Annotated in this window: 15 protein-coding genes and 1 tRNA gene; 8 read left to right on the top strand and 8 right to left on the bottom strand. The window is 65.6% G+C overall.

Going from position 1 to position 15,969, the window contains the following annotated elements:
• Positions 1-3: 3 nt before the first annotated feature.
• The 4 genes from VI234_RS16480 to VI234_RS16465 all read right to left on the bottom strand — a co-directional run bounded on the left by VI234_RS16480 (position 4) and on the right by VI234_RS16465 (position 3,684).
• Positions 4-999 (bottom strand): NAD-dependent epimerase/dehydratase family protein, encoded by a 996-nt coding sequence (locus VI234_RS16480; protein ID WP_336330617.1) that lies wholly within the window; start codon positions 997-999, stop codon positions 4-6.
• Positions 992-1,924 (bottom strand): NAD-dependent epimerase/dehydratase family protein, encoded by a 933-nt coding sequence (locus VI234_RS16475; protein ID WP_336330616.1) that lies wholly within the window; start codon positions 1,922-1,924, stop codon positions 992-994. Before VI234_RS16475 ends, VI234_RS16480 begins: the two co-directional genes overlap by 8 nt.
• A 2-nt stretch (positions 1,925-1,926) precedes the next feature.
• The gene (locus tag VI234_RS16470) at positions 1,927-3,099 is read right to left on the bottom strand and encodes an NAD-dependent epimerase/dehydratase family protein (RefSeq protein WP_008310983.1); all 1,173 of its coding nucleotides are present in this window, start codon (positions 3,097-3,099) and stop codon (positions 1,927-1,929) included.
• A 123-nt stretch (positions 3,100-3,222) separates the two neighbouring features.
• Positions 3,223-3,684 carry a GDP-mannose mannosyl hydrolase gene (locus VI234_RS16465; protein WP_336330615.1) on the bottom strand — a complete coding sequence of 154 codons (462 nt, stop codon included), beginning with the start codon at positions 3,682-3,684 and terminating at the stop codon, positions 3,223-3,225.
• Positions 3,685-3,780: 96 nt separating this feature from the next.
• Here VI234_RS16465 and VI234_RS16460 point away from each other — a divergent pair.
• Positions 3,781-3,853 (top strand) — tRNA-Pro (locus tag VI234_RS16460).
• A 192-nt stretch (positions 3,854-4,045) separates the two neighbouring features.
• Here the strand turns inward: VI234_RS16460 and VI234_RS16455 are convergent.
• On the bottom strand, positions 4,046-5,566 hold the full coding sequence (locus VI234_RS16455) for a hypothetical protein (protein WP_336330614.1): 1,521 nt from the start codon (positions 5,564-5,566) through the stop codon (positions 4,046-4,048).
• Between the two features lie 122 nt (positions 5,567-5,688).
• On the opposite strand from VI234_RS16455, the gene trmY reads away from it, so the two are divergent.
• On the top strand, positions 5,689-6,285 hold the full coding sequence (trmY, locus tag VI234_RS16450) for a tRNA (pseudouridine(54)-N(1))-methyltransferase TrmY (RefSeq protein WP_008310974.1): 597 nt from the start codon (positions 5,689-5,691) through the stop codon (positions 6,283-6,285).
• 128 nt (positions 6,286-6,413) lie between these two features.
• Positions 6,414-8,531, top strand: a complete 2,118-nt coding sequence (locus VI234_RS16445; protein WP_336330613.1) for a hypothetical protein — start codon at positions 6,414-6,416, stop codon at positions 8,529-8,531.
• A gap of 15 nt (positions 8,532-8,546) precedes the next feature.
• On the opposite strand, the gene VI234_RS16440 is transcribed toward VI234_RS16445, so the two are convergent.
• Positions 8,547-8,681, bottom strand: a complete 135-nt coding sequence (locus VI234_RS16440; RefSeq protein WP_275039411.1) for a hypothetical protein — start codon at positions 8,679-8,681, stop codon at positions 8,547-8,549.
• Between the two features lie 85 nt (positions 8,682-8,766).
• Here VI234_RS16440 and VI234_RS16435 point away from each other — a divergent pair, with 85 nt between their 5' ends.
• The 3 genes from VI234_RS16435 to tgtA all read left to right on the top strand — a co-directional run bounded on the left by VI234_RS16435 (position 8,767) and on the right by tgtA (position 11,189).
• The gene (locus tag VI234_RS16435; protein ID WP_008310969.1) at positions 8,767-9,312 is read left to right on the top strand and encodes an NUDIX hydrolase; all 546 of its coding nucleotides are present in this window, start codon (positions 8,767-8,769) and stop codon (positions 9,310-9,312) included.
• A gap of 44 nt (positions 9,313-9,356) precedes the next feature.
• Positions 9,357-9,614, top strand: coding sequence for a hypothetical protein (locus VI234_RS16430; protein ID WP_008310967.1), 258 nt, complete (start codon positions 9,357-9,359; stop codon positions 9,612-9,614).
• A gap of 102 nt (positions 9,615-9,716) precedes the next feature.
• Positions 9,717-11,189, top strand: coding sequence for a tRNA guanosine(15) transglycosylase TgtA (tgtA, locus tag VI234_RS16425; RefSeq protein WP_336330612.1), 1,473 nt, complete (start codon positions 9,717-9,719; stop codon positions 11,187-11,189).
• Between the two features lie 27 nt (positions 11,190-11,216).
• Here tgtA and VI234_RS16420 read toward each other — a convergent pair whose 3' ends face one another.
• Both VI234_RS16420 and VI234_RS16415 read right to left on the bottom strand, forming a co-directional pair.
• On the bottom strand, positions 11,217-12,092 hold the full coding sequence (locus VI234_RS16420) for an NAD-dependent epimerase/dehydratase family protein (protein WP_336330611.1): 876 nt from the start codon (positions 12,090-12,092) through the stop codon (positions 11,217-11,219).
• A gap of 61 nt (positions 12,093-12,153) precedes the next feature.
• Positions 12,154-13,299, bottom strand: coding sequence for an alginate lyase family protein (locus tag VI234_RS16415; protein ID WP_193363413.1), 1,146 nt, complete (start codon positions 13,297-13,299; stop codon positions 12,154-12,156).
• A 372-nt stretch (positions 13,300-13,671) separates the two neighbouring features.
• On the opposite strand from VI234_RS16415, the gene arcS reads away from it, so the two are divergent.
• Both arcS and VI234_RS16405 read left to right on the top strand, forming a co-directional pair.
• A complete protein-coding gene (arcS, locus tag VI234_RS16410; protein ID WP_336330610.1) occupies positions 13,672-15,459 on the top strand; it encodes an archaeosine synthase subunit alpha in 1,788 nt (595 codons plus the stop codon).
• A gap of 80 nt (positions 15,460-15,539) precedes the next feature.
• Positions 15,540-15,947: a VanZ family protein gene (locus VI234_RS16405; RefSeq protein ID WP_336330609.1), complete on the top strand. Its 408-nt coding sequence runs from the start codon at positions 15,540-15,542 to the stop codon at positions 15,945-15,947.
• Positions 15,948-15,969: the final 22 nt, after the last annotated feature.

The following is a 15,969-nucleotide window of genomic DNA, read 5'->3' as shown; positions in this document are numbered from 1 at the left end:
CGTCTACGTGTTTGCCGACTCTAGCGCCGCTCGAACCGCCGATTCCACGTCGTGTTCCGGCGTCCAGCCCAGTACGTCGGTCGTTCGGCCGGTGTCGACCGGGAACGAATCGACGAGCGTCTCGTCGTCGCCCCGCGGGTTCTCGACCAGTTCCACGTCGGCATCGATGTCGGCGGCCGAGGCCGCGATATCCTTGACGAGTTTGGCGACGGTGTGAACACCCGGGTCTTCGTCGCTGGCGATTTCGTACTTCTCGACGCCGGTATCGCCGCGGTCCAGTTGCTCCAACAGCCGTTCGCAACTGTCGACGTACGCCCGGGCCACGTCCTTGACGTGGATGAAGTTCCGGGACTGCGTCCCGGGCTCGTAGACGGTCAGCGTCTCGCCGGCGAGCGCGCGGTTCACGAAGAAGTTGATGACAGTCCCCTTTGAGACGGTTTGACCGTCTATCTCGTGACTGCCGTAGAGGTTCGAGATCATGAACTGGTGGGCGGGGAACGCGCCCTCGGCGTACGTCTCGATGTCGCGCTCGTTGAGCAGTTTCGTCCGCCCGTACCAGTTCAGCGGGTCTCGGGGGTGGTCGACCGTAATGGGGAACTCCTGTGGGTCGCCGATAACGGCCATCGAGAACGGGAAGATCAGCGCCGCGCCGGTCTTGCGGCAGAACCAGGCGACGTTGTCGGTCCCCTGAACGTTGACCTCGTAGGCCAAGTCCTGCTTCTCTTCGCAGTCGTCGACGCCGGAAACCGCGGCGAGGTGCATCACGACGTCGGCCCCGTCTAGCACCGCTTCCAGTCGGTCCCGGTTCCGGATATCAACGTGTTCGATGTCGACATCGCCGACTGACCGCACGGTACCGCGATAGAAGTTGTCGATAGCGGTGATCTCCCAGTCGGGGTGGGCCTGCTGTAGCTCGTAGATGACGCGACTGCCGATGTAGCCCGCACCGCCGGTGACGGCGATGTGGGGCGTGTTGTCTGTGGGTTCTGTCTCAGGCATTGGTGGTAAATTTCTCTGCGAGGTCGCGGACGCCCTCACGGAGCGTCCACGATGGTTCGAAGCCGGTCTGACTCAGTCGGTCGAAGTTGACGTGATACGACGGGCCGGGATGCTCGTCTTCGAGATAGGTCACGTCGACCGGGGCGACCTCGTCGGCGACGATATCGGCGATTTCCGAGATCTGGTAGTTCGATTCCATCGACCCGACGTTGTACACCGACTCGTCCCAGGACTCGGGATCGCACGCCGCCTCCGCGTAGGCGCGGGCAGCGTCCTGAACGTGGATGAACGGCCGCCAGTTCGACCCGTCGCCGTAGACGGTGAGCGGGCGGTCGGTGAGCGCGCGGAACACGAAGTAGTTCACGACGAGGTTGAACCGGATGCCCGGCGAGTGGCCGAAGTTGGTGGCCATCCGCAAGGCGGTGCCGGTCATGTCGAACTCCTCGCAGTACTCCCGTAGCAGCGTCTCGGACTGGAGTTTCGTCTCCGCGTAGGGGTTTATCGGGTCCGGATCGATTGTCTCGTCGATGTCGGTGCTGGTCGCGCGGCCGTAGACGTTACACGAGGAGGCGAAGACGACGTGGTCGACGCCGAGTTTGCCGGCCGCGGTCAGGACGTTCTCGGTGCCGTCGTAGTTGATGGCGAACGTCTCTTCGCGGCGCTCGTGGGTGCTCGACGCGCCAGTGATAGCCGCGAGGTGGATGACGCGGTCGACGCCGCGCATAGCGCTCTCCACGTCGCCGTACTCGCGGACGTCGCCGCGGCGGAATTCGAGGCCGTCCCCGAGCGTCCCGAGCAACGCTCTCGGCGACCCCGAGGAGAGGTCGTCGAAGACGACGACGCTATCTACCCGGTCGTCCGCGCGCAGCAGCGGGACCAGCGCGCTGCCGATGTAGCCACAGGCTCCGGTGACCAGCACGTCCATCGTCAGTCCTCGCTCAGGACGCCCGGCAGGAACCGGTCCTCGTGGGCTTCGATGGTGTCGGCGTACCGCGTCAGCGTCCCGAAGATGTCGCCGACGCCGTCCTCGAAGGACTGGGACTGGCCGCCGATGAGGTCGGCGTAGCGGTCGTTTTCGATCTCCATCTTGTGCGTCTCGTCCTCGTCGCGGGGGTTCTCGAAGTGCTCGACGTCCACATCGAGGTCGTACTCGCTACCCACGTCGGCGATGGTCTCGGCGATTTCGACGATGCTGATGGCGCGCGTGACCTGGTTGTACACCGTCAGCCCCTCGGGGCGCTCGTCGGGATCAGTCAGGGCCACTTCGGCCAGCCCTTCGACGGCGTCCTCCAGCGAAATGAACGGCTTGCGCTGTTCGCCCTTGCCGTAGACGGTGACGGGGTAGCCCGCGACGGCCTGCGCACAGAAGCGGTGCGTGACCGTCCCGAAGTAGTAGTCGAAGTCGAAGCGGGTCTTCAGCCGGTCGTCCTCGCGGGTCTCCTCGGTCTCGGTACCGTAGACAATGGCCGTTCGCACGTCCGAAATCGGGATGTCGAACTGCGTGTGGGCCAGGCGCATGTTCTGTGCGTCGAAGCCCTTGGTCGCGTGGTACCAGCTCCCGCCCATGTTGGGGAACGGCACGTCGTCGCGCTCGCCCTGGTTCTCCATCGCCGCGCCGCCTTCCGGAATCGGGAACTCCGGCGCGCCGTAGACGCCCGTCGTCGTCGTCTCGACGAAATGGGTGTCCGTGAGGTCGTGTTCTTCGAGGCCCCACAGGAGGTTCCGCGTCGCCTGAAGGTTGTTGTGCTGAGTGTAGTTCGCTCGCTCGCCGTTGATCTGGGAGTACGGCGCGGAGGGCTGGGCGGCGGTGTGGACGACGACCTCCGGCTCGTGGACCGTCAGCAGTTCGTCGACGAAGGCCTTCTCGGCGAGGTCGCCCTCGACGAAGGAGAGGTTCGTCAGCCCGTGGACCTCGCGAGCCGCATCGAGGCGCTCGTCGATGCTGGCAACCGGTGTCGCGCTCGTCGCGCCGACGTCCTCGACCCACTCCCGTCGGGCGAAGTTGTCTACGAGCAGCACTCGGTCGTCCGTTCGGTCCGCGATTCGCAGTGCGGCCGGCCACCCGACGTAGCCGTCGCCGCCAGTGATGAGGATGGTCATAGTTACTCAGTTAGTGAGTAACTGTGATGCGTAATCAATCTTCTGTTCAGTTGCCTGCTAGTCTCGTCCAGCCTGACTGCTCATGAGACACGTATTCGTCCGCAAAACAGCACTGTTCACCCGCTACTGGCCGATATCGAATCGCTCGAAGTATTCCGTGACGTACTGGTTTGCATCTGCCGGTGGCTCCGTGACGGTGCGATACGAGTCGTGCTGGTCGTCGAGTGTAATCTCCGCTCCGCCGTCGGGCACGACTCGGTAGACAATCGGTATCGTGTGTCTGGAGTCGACACCGTCGACTGACGACGTGTCCCAGAAGTGTTCGCTGACGCCAAGCCGTTCCGTCGCAACCGATGTGAGGCCGAGTTCCTCCCGGGCGATGCGTTCTGCCGCGTCGTCCAGCCGCTCGCCCTTGTAGAGGCGACTCCCCGGCCAGAACCACTCGCCTTTGGCTGGCTCGTTCTGCCGCCGTGTCAGCAAGATACCACCCTCGTACTCGACGACGAGGTCGACACAGGACTGGGGCATATTGTCGAGACAGGTCGCGAACGTCTCCGTCGGAATGCGTTCGTCGTGGCGGTCCATACCTCCCGCTTGCGGGCCGCCGGTGAAACCGCTCCGCTTCCCGCCGTTTCGCAACCGTTAAAACTGACCCTGTCTTCTAGCCGATTGCTATCGCACGGGCCGGTGGGGTAGCCTGGTATCCTTCGGCCTTCGGGTGGCCGTAACCGCGATTCGAATTCGCGCCGGCCCATTTCTATCGCAACGCAATCACGAGGAGCGACGGCGACGAGTGTCCGTTGTGAGGAAATGGCTCCGAGAATTCGAGCAGGGGAGTCACAGCGCGAACGAAGTGAGCGACCTCTTCCCGTGTTCGACATTCGCACCGGCCCATTTTTCCCACTTCCTACTGAGGAGCAACAGAACCGTCTCTCCGCATCGACTGTCACCCGTCGCTCCGGCCCCGGGTGACTTCGTACGCCTGCCCGCGGAACTGGAATCGCCGACGACTCGTATCGTACCCGAGTACGCCGTCCACAGCATGCTCGTCGGTTTCGACGACGACGCGGCTCACATCGTCGATCAGGAACGGGATGGCGTTGCGAAGCCCGCCGTCGGACATAGCGAACTGACCGTGTGCCATCACCTGTTCGGCGATGACTCGCTCGCTCGCGTTGTCAGTGCGAGTCAGTGTGAACGTCGCGTCGGTCGGCCGTTCGCCGTCGCCGTGGCGGTCGGTCGTCACCCTGACGGTGTCGCCGTCGCGCGCTGTCGGCACGCCGTCAGTCGGGGTCACTGCAGCACGGTCACCGACTAGCGCAACCAGAGCAGCACTCTCGTTCGTCGCGTGGCCGTAGCCAGCAACGATGGCGTACTCGCCGCCGCCGAGATAGCTCTGTGTGAGACCATCACAATGGCAGTTACCGGTACCACAACCGACAGCTGGTCCGTTAAACGCCCGGAGGCCCCACTGCTCCTGACTGCCCGGTTTTAGGAGCCGACAGTCGGCGGTGTGGGCTGCTGGTGCGACGTGGAACCACTCGCCGTCGACGAGCTTGTAGAGGTCCCAGTGGCCGCATTGCAGTCGCTCGTGGCTGTTGTTGACCATCTCGAAGCCGACTTGCGTATCAAGCTTTGCGCGCTCGGTACTGGGTCGAACAAAGGCTGGAGTCGCCCTGTCTGCTTCGTGGTACCACTGGACGCCGCCGTCGCCGGGAAACGGCGGGAGCGACCGGCCGGCGAACCGGGAGTCGGTTTCCGGACCGGGACTTCGCGTGTCCCAGACGGAGACCGAGAGTGACCCGGCCTGACCGCGGAACTCGTAGGTGCCGGTCGGCCGCCCGGACTGGCCCGGTTCGCCGACGAGGGCGTACTCCAGTTTGACCCATTCACCGGGATTTAACCGGTACGTCTCTGGCATCCACGGACCGACATCGTCGACGCGCCAGTACCCCTCGTCTGTTCGGCCGAGTGAGGGCACTTCGTCGGCAAGGTCGTTGTTGTCTGTGGGTGCGAGATGGAGGCGCGCTTCGTGGTCGTAGCCGCTGGGTTGGCGGCTGTGTGTCTGTCCGACTCCTGGAATCCACTTGACCCTGAACGTGTTCTCGAACTCGTTGCTGTTCTGGAGCCAGCCCCGAAGCGTGGCCGGATGGTCGTCGGTCGCCGTCTGGTCGAACCAGAGCCCGATTCGCGCCCTGTCGGCGGTGTGGAGTCCTGGCGAACTGAGGGCGTAGGTTCGCGGCCCGGTTTCCAGTTCGATGACGGTCGTCGGATTCTCGGGTCGGGGCGGGTCGCCAGTGCCTGTCGGCGTCCCTGTCCCGCTGTCATCTGGATCAGTCGGTGACTGTGTCGGGCGTGGTGCGGGCGTTACGTCTGCGGTCTCGTCTGAGCCGAGGGTGCCGAACGAACAGCCGGCGAGTCCGGCCAGCGCACCCGGGATCGACGCGAGGAGGGCACGTCTGCGCATAGTCCGCGATTCGTCGCACCCGGTAAACCCTTTCTGGACGCTCAGACGGCGTTTGTAGCGTCTTTCGTATCGGTACTGACAGCAGTCGACGGACGTAAATCGCCGTGGGGTGACGAGTCAGTATGCGCCAGTTCGTCATCATCGGCCACGACGCCCCGACGACGCCGGAGTTCTCGCTCGACGACCTGGCCGGCGCGGCCGGCCGGCTCGACGTGCTCTGTCGGTGTGTCACCAGCGCGTTCTTCCTGAGCCACGCCATCCGGGAAGACGTGCGGGTCCACCTCATCCTGGCGGATGAGTACACCGTCACGTTCGATGGGAGTGACCTCCGCCGACTGAACCCGGACGAACGGTCCACGGCGGCGCTGATCCGCAAGGCGCTGGAAGAGCGCGAGGAAGCTATCGGCCACATCCCGGTCGAAACGTCGCCCGGGGTGTCGCTCACGCGACGGGGGTTCGAGGGGACGCTCGACGACGCGGCGAGCCGCGGAACTGTCGTCCAACTGCACGAGGACGGCGATCCCATCGTCGACGTTGCACCGCCGTCGGACCCGGTGTTCGTCCTCTCGGACCATCACGACTTCCGGGACGAGGAAGCGACGCTGCTGGCCGACCACGCGGACGAGTGTGTCTCGCTCGGGCCGAAGGCCCTCCACGCTGACCACTCGATCACGGTCGCGCACAACTACCTCGATACGGACGGGTTCGAGCAGTACTGACGGGGCACGCTGGGCGACTGCCAGAAGGGTTTTCCTCCGCGGTTCGCTGAATAGTGTATGGGATTATTGGGCTCGGAGACAGCGACGGGTCGCGCTGTCGGACGACGTATGGAAGCGACGAGGGATCGATGACTGACCGGGACGCGCTGTCCCGCCGTGCGGTTCTGCAGACGGTCGCCGGAGCCGGCCTCGCGTCCGTCGCCGGCTGTTCGGCGTTCGAAGGCGGGAGCGACGACGCGGCCTCGACAGTCGAGGGCGAACGGGCCGAAGAACTCGCGCGCCGGTTCGCGCCGACGCTGTACTTCGATCAGGCGGAGCCGTGGTTCCCGACGGACCCGCGTCCGTACACCAGCGAACAGGACGGGGAAACCGTCGTCGACGGGTTCGACGCCTTCGACGGGTATCACGAGCGGATGACCGAAGGGGAGCCGCCGGACCCGACGGCGTTCTACAACGTTGTCGAGTACGAGAACTCGCCGCTCGCCGTCGTCCAGTTCTGGTTCTACTCGGCGTTCGACCAGTTCACGACGAACTTCCACTGGCACGACTGGGAGGTCCTGCATGTGTTCGTCGACACGGGGACGGGCGACCCGCAACTGTACGTCGCCAGCTCGCACTCCCGGAAGGTACCCAACAACGAGTTCCTCGACCCCGACCCGGAGATGGTCCCACGCATCCTCTCGGAACTGGGGTCACACTCTAGCGCGCTGTCGGTCAACGACGCTCGCGACCGGTTCACCCGGCTGCCGGAGGGCGACCGGTTCGCGGACATCACGAACAGCGCCGTCGAAACCATCGAAGACCTCGCGGAGATCCCCGTCGCTTACGGGCTCCCGCGCGACGAGGGGTCCCGGCTCCCCTACCTCGTTCCGGAGTACGAGGGCGCGCCGCTGTACGAACACGAGCGGCTCCCGTCGGTCAGCCGCGAGGACCTCATTTCGGAGTCGCTCACGATCCGTTCGTTCGACAGTCTCACCCAACCACCGACGGACCTGCCGACGCGGGAGACGGGGCTCGTCTTCCAGCACACCGACCGCGGCGAGGCCGACCCGGACATCGAGTACGATCTCGTGCCGAGCAGCGAACTGGAGCACATCGCCGATTTCACCGGCCCGCAGTTGAGCTTCGAGTTCGCCGTGCCCGAGTTCGTCGAGGACGCCGTCTCGGGGCACATCACGACAACGGGCGCGCCCTGGAACCAGCCGCGATACGAGAACCCCGCCGCGGACATCTCCGAGCCCAACCACCGGGCGGCGCTGGCCGAGCGCTACGACGCCATCGGGGCACCGGCGGAGATACGCACCGTCGTTGCCAGCCTCTCGGAAGCCGTCTCGAACGACGACGCGCCCGAGGACGATGGGCTCACGACCGAGGACACGTCCGTCGAGTCCGTCGCCTTGCTGGAGAGTGACCCCGAGGCCGTCCCGACCTTTTCTGGGCTAGCCGTCGTTCAGGACGTGCCCGCGGGCGACCACCGATTCACGGTCAACGGGGCCGGTGTCGCACCACACAGCGAGACGGTGTCGGTCCCCGACGCGGAGTCGGCTGACGGGCCGACCAGAGCCGGTGTCGACGGAAAACTCCCCCTGGTCGCCCGGGAGAACGCGACCCGCCTCGAAGTCGATCCGTCGGGAGCCGACAGCGACCTCACCGACCTCGCCGTGGAGGACGACTTCGCCGGCCGGCTGTACGACGCTCCCCTCTCGGAACCCGACGCCGTGTACGTCCACAGCGGCGGTGCGTACACGACGGAGGTCCGGGACCGCGACGACGAGATCGGCGCGTTCCGCGTCAACCCGGACCCCGAAGCCGAGACTGCCGCAACAATCGACGAGCCCCGAACTGGCAAGGCGTCGCTGGCATCGTTCCTCGTCGACATCGCCGAGGAAACGCGGCAATCGGTGCTTGACGAGATGGACGATGGCGGCGACGACGGTGACACCGATGACGACGATGACGACAACCCCGGGAGCAGCGGTGGCTCCGAGAACGCGATTCGAGGCCTCGAACGGGCGCTCGCAGCTGTCGTGGAGGCTGCCAGGCGGGCGACAGAACGCGCCGAAGCCGGCGACCGCGGGAACGCTGACAAACAACTCCAGGCCGTCGCCGACCGGCTCCAGCGCGTCGCGACCAGAATCGAGGACGCCAGCGACGACCTGTCCGACCCGCTGTCGAACGCAGCCCGGAAGCGCCTCGATCAGGCCGAGCGGCGGACCGAGCAGGCCCAGGCCGCCGACAAACTATAAGTTCTTCCTCTGCGCTTAGAGCCCGCCCCAGCGGGCTAGCGCGCCGGCGACGAGCACCAGTCCCCCGGCGATGAACGTTCCGGGGACCGGGAGGACGAACAACACGGCACCGAGCAGGAGGCCGAGCGTCGATATTCTCATTCCAGCCACACGTAGCGCACCACGTCGTATCGGTCTGGTGCCTGCATATTCGTGGACCCGTGCCGGTTTTGCCAGTGCGGGCCACACTGCTGATATGGACGAGGAACTCACCTGGGAGACGCTCGGTGCCGAAACCGCCTACGCCTGTCCGGGGTTCGATATCATTCGCGAGGCCGTTCGCCTCCCCGACGGAACCGAGGGAGAGTTCGACTATGTGCAACACGGCGAGAGCGTCATCGTGCTCCCGTTTACCGCTGATGGCGACGTGGTCGTCATCGAGGAGTGGCGACAGCCGGTTCGCCGAGTCAACCGCGGCCTGCCGGCCGGGACGATGGAGGGCGAGGACGACGACCCGACCGTCGCCGCCGCCCGCGAACTCCGCGAGGAGACGGGCTACGAGGCCGACGCTTTCGACCACCTCTACACGGGCGAACCGGCCAACGGCAACACCGACTACGTGTTCCACTACTACGTCGCACGCGGGTGTGTGGCCACGGCCGACCAGGATCTGGACCACAACGAATCGATTCGGGTCGACACCGCCGACTTCGACTCGCTGGTCCAGTCGGTGCGCGACGGGACGCTCCGTGACAGTCGGTCTGCCGTCGGTATCATGTACTATGCCCTGTTCGAGCGCTGAACTGACGACAGTTTGAAACCCTGAGGAATGGTACCATTACGCATATGGCCTCGATTGCACTCGACGAACAGACGGAACGCCGGCTGGATAAACTGCGCGCGGCCGTCCGCCGTCGGACCGGCCGGCCGGTTTCGCGGGCGGAGTTGCTCGAACGGCTTGTCGAGGACGCCTACGGGTCCCGTGACGAGGTGGTCGATATGTTCCGGACGTCACAGGCGTACGTCGCCGACGAGGACTCCGGGACCGTCCACCGTCCCGAGCGCAAACTGGTGCCCGGCGGGCCTGAGCGGTCCGACGAATAGCGGCGGGTCGCCGGTCGGGTCGTCTGTTCCGCTCTCAGACACTTCTCGGGCGACGATTGTGGGAACACAACCCTTAGGCACGCCGACCGACGACGACGTGTAATGACGAATTTCGAGGTCCGCCAGTACGACGCAGCGGGCCGGCTGGGCGAGCTAACGGTGCCGCGGGCCGGCGTCACCGTCGAGACGCCGACTATCCTGCCGGTGGTCAATCCGCACGTCCAGACGGTCGCACCGGCGACGCTGGCGTCGGAGTTCGGCGCGGAGATACTCATCACGAACAGCTACATCCTGCACGGCTCCGACGACCTCCGCGAGCCGGTGCTGGAGCAGGGCCTCCACGACTTGCTCGGGTTCGATGGGGCTATCATGACCGACTCGGGGTCCTTCCAGCTCGCCGAATACGGCGACATCGACGTGACTACCGAGGAGATTCTGGAGTTCCAGCACGAAATCGGCTCTGACATCGGCACGCCGGTGGACATCCCGACGCCGCCGGACGTGGACCGCGAGCGAGCGACAGAGGAACTCAAAACGACCCAGGAGCGGCTCGAACACGCCACTACCGTCGACACTGGCGAGATGCTCGTCAGCGCGCCAGTCCAGGGGTCGACCTACCCGGACCTGCGGGAGCGCGCCGCCGCGGACGCCGTCTCTACCGGACTGGACGTGTTCCCGCTGGGAGCCGTCGTCCCGCTGATGAACGAGTACCGCTATGCCGACCTCGCCGACGTTGTTGCGGCCTGCAAGCGTGGGCTGGGGGAGGTCGGCCCGGTCCACCTGTTCGGTGCGGGCCACCCGATGATGTTCGCGATGGCAGCGGCGCTGGGCTGTGACCTGTTCGACTCGGCGGCGTATGCGCTGTACGCTCGCGACGACCGCTATCTCACGGTCCAGGGGACCGAACTGCTGTCCGAACTGACATACTTCCCGTGTCACTGCCCGGTCTGTACCGACCACACGCCGGCAGAACTCGACGCGATGGACGCCGACCAGCGCGAAGAGCTGCTCGCCCGGCACAACCTCCACGTCACCTACGGCGAAATCCGGACAGTGAAACAGGCGATTCGCTCGGGTAACCTCATGGAACTGGTCGACAGTCGCGCCCGCGGCCACCCGGCGATGCTCGACGGCTATCGAGCGTTGCTTGACCACGCCGAGCAACTCGAACGGACCGACCCGGTCTCGAAGGACGCCTTCTTTTACACTTCAAATGAAAGCGCTCGCCGGCCCGAAGTCCGCCGCCATCAGAACCGACTGGAGCGCCTCCCGGTCGAGGGCGACGAGGTGCTGCTGACTGAGGGGAGTTCCAGCGCACAGTACGACGAAACCTGGGGTATCCTGCCGCCGTTTGGCCCGTATCCGCGCGAACTGGCCGACACCTATCCGTTGACCGCCGAAACTCCGGACCGGACCGACCGAGCGGCCTACGAGGCCGCGGCCACAGGGGTCCGGCGACTCGTCGAACTCCATCCCGACGTGTCCTTCACGCTGGTCCACGACGACTGGCCGGCGACGGCGCTGGACCGCGTGCCGGACGGCGTCCGTCTGCGCGACCTGCACGCTCGCGACTGACGGCACAGTTGTCTCGACCGCTGCCGGTCAGACCGTCGGCACGGCCACGTTCTCGTCGGCCGCCTCGCGCCAAGAATGGGTCGGCTCCCAGCCCAGCAGTTCCGTGGCTTTGGCCGTCGAGTACGCCGCGTCGTCCCCTTCGACCGTGCAGTCGTCCGGGACAGTACCGTACTGCTCACGCATGAGTTCGACCAGCGGCCGGCCCAGCGCGTTGTCCGGGCCGACGCAGTTGAACGCTTCGTGGCCCGAAACCTCGCCCGTGAGCGCGGCCTCCACGAGGTCGACCACGTCCCGCACGTCGACGTACGACCAGTAGTTGCCCGCCCCGGCCGCGAGGTCGTCGACGTACTCCTCGGCCCGGCAGGGGTACTCCCCGGGGATCTGTATCCATGAGGGACGAATCGACGCCACCGAGACGTCATCCCGGCGAGCAATCGTTTTCCCGATTTCCTCGGTGACGACCTTCGAGAGCCCGTAGTCGTCCTCCGGCCTAAGCGCGTGCTGTTCCGTAATCGGGAGTTCGTCAGGTACCGGCGTCTCTTCGGCGAAGAAGAAGCCGTACGCACCGTCCGAGGAGCCCTGCACCACGTCAGCGCCGACGCGGCCGGCCGCCGAGAGCACGTTGTGTGCCGCGAGGGTGTTGTTCTGGAACAGGTCTACCCCAGGGTGGTTCCCAGCGACCGGAATCGCCGCCCAGTGGACCACTGCATCTGGGTCGATGGCGGTGAGCGCGTCGAACACGCTCCCAGCGTCCGTCAGGTCGAGCGCTCGGTACCCGACAGCCGGATGCCCCCCATCGTCGGGGAGGCGGCGGTCGAGCACTGTCACGTCGTGCGGTCCGGCGAATCGGTCGACGATCCAGCGTCCGGAACTGCCCCGGCCGCCGGTCACGACAACATCCATAGCTGCTCTGTGGCCGCTGGCATCCAAAGCGTGGCGGTGTGCGTCGTTGGTGCCAGCTACTTTATGTGTCGAGCCGGAACCGCTCGCCGTGCGTGAACGTCGTCCAGCCGAGGATGCGCTCGTCGCGATGCGGTCGGTCGGGGTTGTCGATTGCCGCCTGCTGGGCCGAGACGTACGTCGGGACGTTCTTCACCGGCTGTCCACTCTGTTTGAGTGTTTCCAGATAGGTGTCTTTCTCGTAGTACGAGTAGGCCACCTCGTACAGTGAGGACGCAGCCTCCTGCTTTCTGGCGGGGAAGCCGTCGTTGTTGACGAACCGGTCGGGGTCGCCCTCACCCATCGCTTCCCAGGCCTCCGGGTCAGCCACGTACGGCGCGTGGGCGTCGAGAATACGTTCGATGGCACCCCTGTCACCGTCGAACTTCTGGTACTCGTACAGTGTGGGGCCGTCGAGTTTGTCGGCGTAGAGTCGGCTGAGTTCCGCGGCGGTGACCAGTGCCTTCGCCGCGTACAGCGAGTACGCCAGACTCGACGCACGAATAATCTCGTTTTCCAGCAGGCCGTCCTCGCGGAGTTGGTTGAAGCCGGTCTCGCGGTTCCGTTGCATGGCCTTCCGGAACCGGTCCCAGTCCCGGAGATACACGGAACCGGCGGCGTGGGTCATCTCCTGCCAGTTGAAGATGTTCTGTTGTCCCATCTCGGTCGGAATACCGTGGCCCACGTCGTCCAGAAACGTCCGGACCCACTCCTGCAGGTCGGCCTCCGTGCCGACGCTGTCGTCGTTCCACGCCTCGTGGCCGCGAACGAGTTCCGCACCCCACCACATTTTGGGGAGCGTGATGAACTGCTCGATGCTGTTCGTTTTTACTGGTGCCATATAGGTCTCCGAGTTCAGGAACCAGTGGTCTAGCAGTTCGACGGCTTTCTCGGCGTACTGGTCCGCGCCGGTGTACTGGTAGGCGAGGCCCAGATCCCGTATTCTGTCTCCTGTTCTGATGGCGGCAACGTAGTCCTTGCGCGCTTCGGGGTCCTCGGGGCCCTTCGTTTTGAACTCGTGGCCGTCGCCGTTGTCCGTGACGCTCTCGGGATCCGCTGCCATCGCGTCGCGGACATCGTCGATGAAGGCTTCGTGGGCCCCTGTCCACGGGCTGTCTCCATTCTCGACACGGGACTGTATCGCAGCCAGTGTATCGAGATGGACGAACATTGCGGGCCCGCTTTCCACTGTTGACTCGGCTACTTGTTCCGTCGGTGTCGGCTCCGTCTCGTGTGACGCGGCCCTCGCGTCCGAGTCCCCTGAGGAGAGGCCGGTCGAACAGCCCGCCAGCGCTACGGCTGTCCCCGAGAGGGCGAGCAACACGTCTCGTCGTGTCTGTCGCTGCACGAACGGTCAGTCGTCTCCTATAGATTTAGTTAGGGCCCAGCTAATCAGCGGATAGCGACCTGTCCGCGATAATCATGGCCACATAACTGTCGACCGGAACGAAGTATGCTGAGTTTGAACGCACCTTCGGTCGCCACCGAGGCCGGTGCTGGTACAAAGGCAAGATAGTTGGTCGCGCGTGGCTGACGCCATTGCATGACCGACTACTTCGAGATCCACGAGCGCGACAGCGCCGCGCGAGTGGGTGAGCTACGCCTCGCCGACTCCGTGACGACGCCGGCGCTGGTCGACGACGTGGACACAGAAACGCCGGGCGACTGCCGGCACGTCCTCGACGACGCCGGAAGCCGCTGGCCCACCGAGCAAGACGCCCCCGATGGCGACGACTCGCTGCTCACTGTCCTGCCCCACCGCGGACTCCCCGCCGGCACGCCGGACGAAGTCGCCGAGGCCTTCGCCGTCGACTATCCCGACGTGTCGTTCCCGAGCGCGGCCGTCGTCTCGTCCGATACCGCGACCGACCACGGCAGCGACGCCTACGTGCTCGCTGGTGCGCCCGGCTACGTCGGGCACGCGTCGGCGTTCGTCGATGCCGTCTCGACCGTCCGGGAGGCTATCCCCGCCGACACCGCGCTCTACCTGCCTGGCGTCGCCACGCCGCGAAACGTCGCGACGCTCGTCTACGCCGGCGTCGACCTCGTGGACCCCGACCGCGCCGTCGTCCGCGGGACTGAGGGCCGGTATCTCACGACCGACGAGGCGTATTTCCTCGAAGACCTCGACGAACTGCCGTGTGCGTGCCCGGCCTGCCAGCAGCCACGCGATGAGTTCGACCGCGAGGACTGCGTCGAACACAACGTCAACGCCCTCGCTGCGGAACTCCGCCGCGTCCGCCGCCGCATCCGTGACGGCAGGCTTCGGGACTACATCGAGGGACAGGCCAGACAGGACAACTGGCTCACCGCGACCTTCCGGCGACTGGACCAGCAGTACAGCTATCTGGAGGAGCGCACGCCGCTCATCCGGCGGGCCGACCTCTCGGCGGCCAGCGACGACTCGTTGCGCCGCGTCGAGATCCAGCGCTTCGCCGAGCGCGTCACCGACCGCTACGTGCCGCGCTTCGACGACCGCCCGCTCGTGCTGGTGCCGTGTTCGGCACGGAAACCCTACAGCGATTCCCAGAGCCACAAGCAGTACCACGACGCGATCAAGTGGCGCGCCCACGTCGTCTCGATGACCTCGCCCATCGGCGTCGTGCCTCAGGAACTCGAACTCACCTACCCCGCACAGCACTACGACTCCGTGGTCACGGGCAACTGGACCGCCACCGAAATCGAGTTCGTCAGCCGCGTGCTCGAACGCTATTTAGAAGGCACCGACTACCCGGAGATTATCGCCCACATTCCCGGCGAAGGCTACCGCGACATCTGCGAGCGCGTGGCCGACTCGCTGGGCCGGGAGTTCACCTACACGGTCACCGACCACCCGACGACGGCGGACTCGCTGGGGAACCTCGCCGCCGAACTGGAAGGCTGGGACCGCTATCCGAAGCGGGAGCGCGAGCACAACACCGTCCGTGCTGTCGCTGACTACCAGTTCGGCGCGGGCGCGGGCGACGAACTGTTCGACGACCTGTCGACGCAGGGCCGGTATCCGCAGTTGCGGGCTGACGACGCCGACGGCGAGCAGCTTGCGGCGCTGGCCCAGCAGTACGGGGTCCTCTCGCTGACCACCGCTGGGGCGCGCCGCTGGGTCGAGAGCGACGTTCACACCAAAACGGTCGAAATCGAGCCGTTCGTCCCCCACGGTTCGGTGCTTGCACCGGGAATCACGGACGCCAGCGACGACATCCGCGTCGGCGACGACGTGGTGATTCGGGGCGACGCGGCCTTCGGCGTCGGTCGCGCCCAGATGAGCGGCCCGGAGATGCAGTCATCGACTCGCGGCATCGCCGTCCAGATGCGTCACGTCGACGAGCAGTAGGGCCGTCTTTGCCGGTCACCGGATTAGACTGTGCGGCGCCTGACCACGCGACTTATCTGCCGAACGGGAGAACCGTCAGTATGGCTTGGTCGGAATTCCGCCGCTACCTGCCCGCTGTCGGGTTTTCGCTGTTGTTACTCGTCACCTCGCTTCTCCCAGTTCCCGAGGGGGCGGGAGAGCAAGTCCCCGCGCTCCTCGGTTTTACGCTGGATAAGTGGGTTCACGCGGCGAGTTACGGGATACTGGCGGCACTGCTCGCGTGGGGCCGACAGGCCCGTGATGTCACCACAGTTGCAGCACTCGTGACCGTCTCTATCTGCTACGGGACGGGTGTCGAACTGCTACAGGGGCTCGTCCCGTCACGCGGTGTGAGCGGCGCTGACTTCGTGGCTAACGCGGTCGGGGCCGTCCTTGCCGGACTGTCGTGGCTCGCGGCTCACCGAACTGGTGCGCTTTCGGACCAGACCGACCCACAATCTCGGCAGTAACGAAGCGGCTTTACGCGCTCAT

The organism is Haloarcula sp. CGMCC 1.2071, assembly GCF_037078445.1.
GTDB classification, from domain to species: domain Archaea; phylum Halobacteriota; class Halobacteria; order Halobacteriales; family Haloarculaceae; genus Haloarcula; species Haloarcula amylolytica.
Note: the sequence above shows the minus strand (reverse complement) of the source record. Positions and strands in the feature narration are given on the sequence as shown.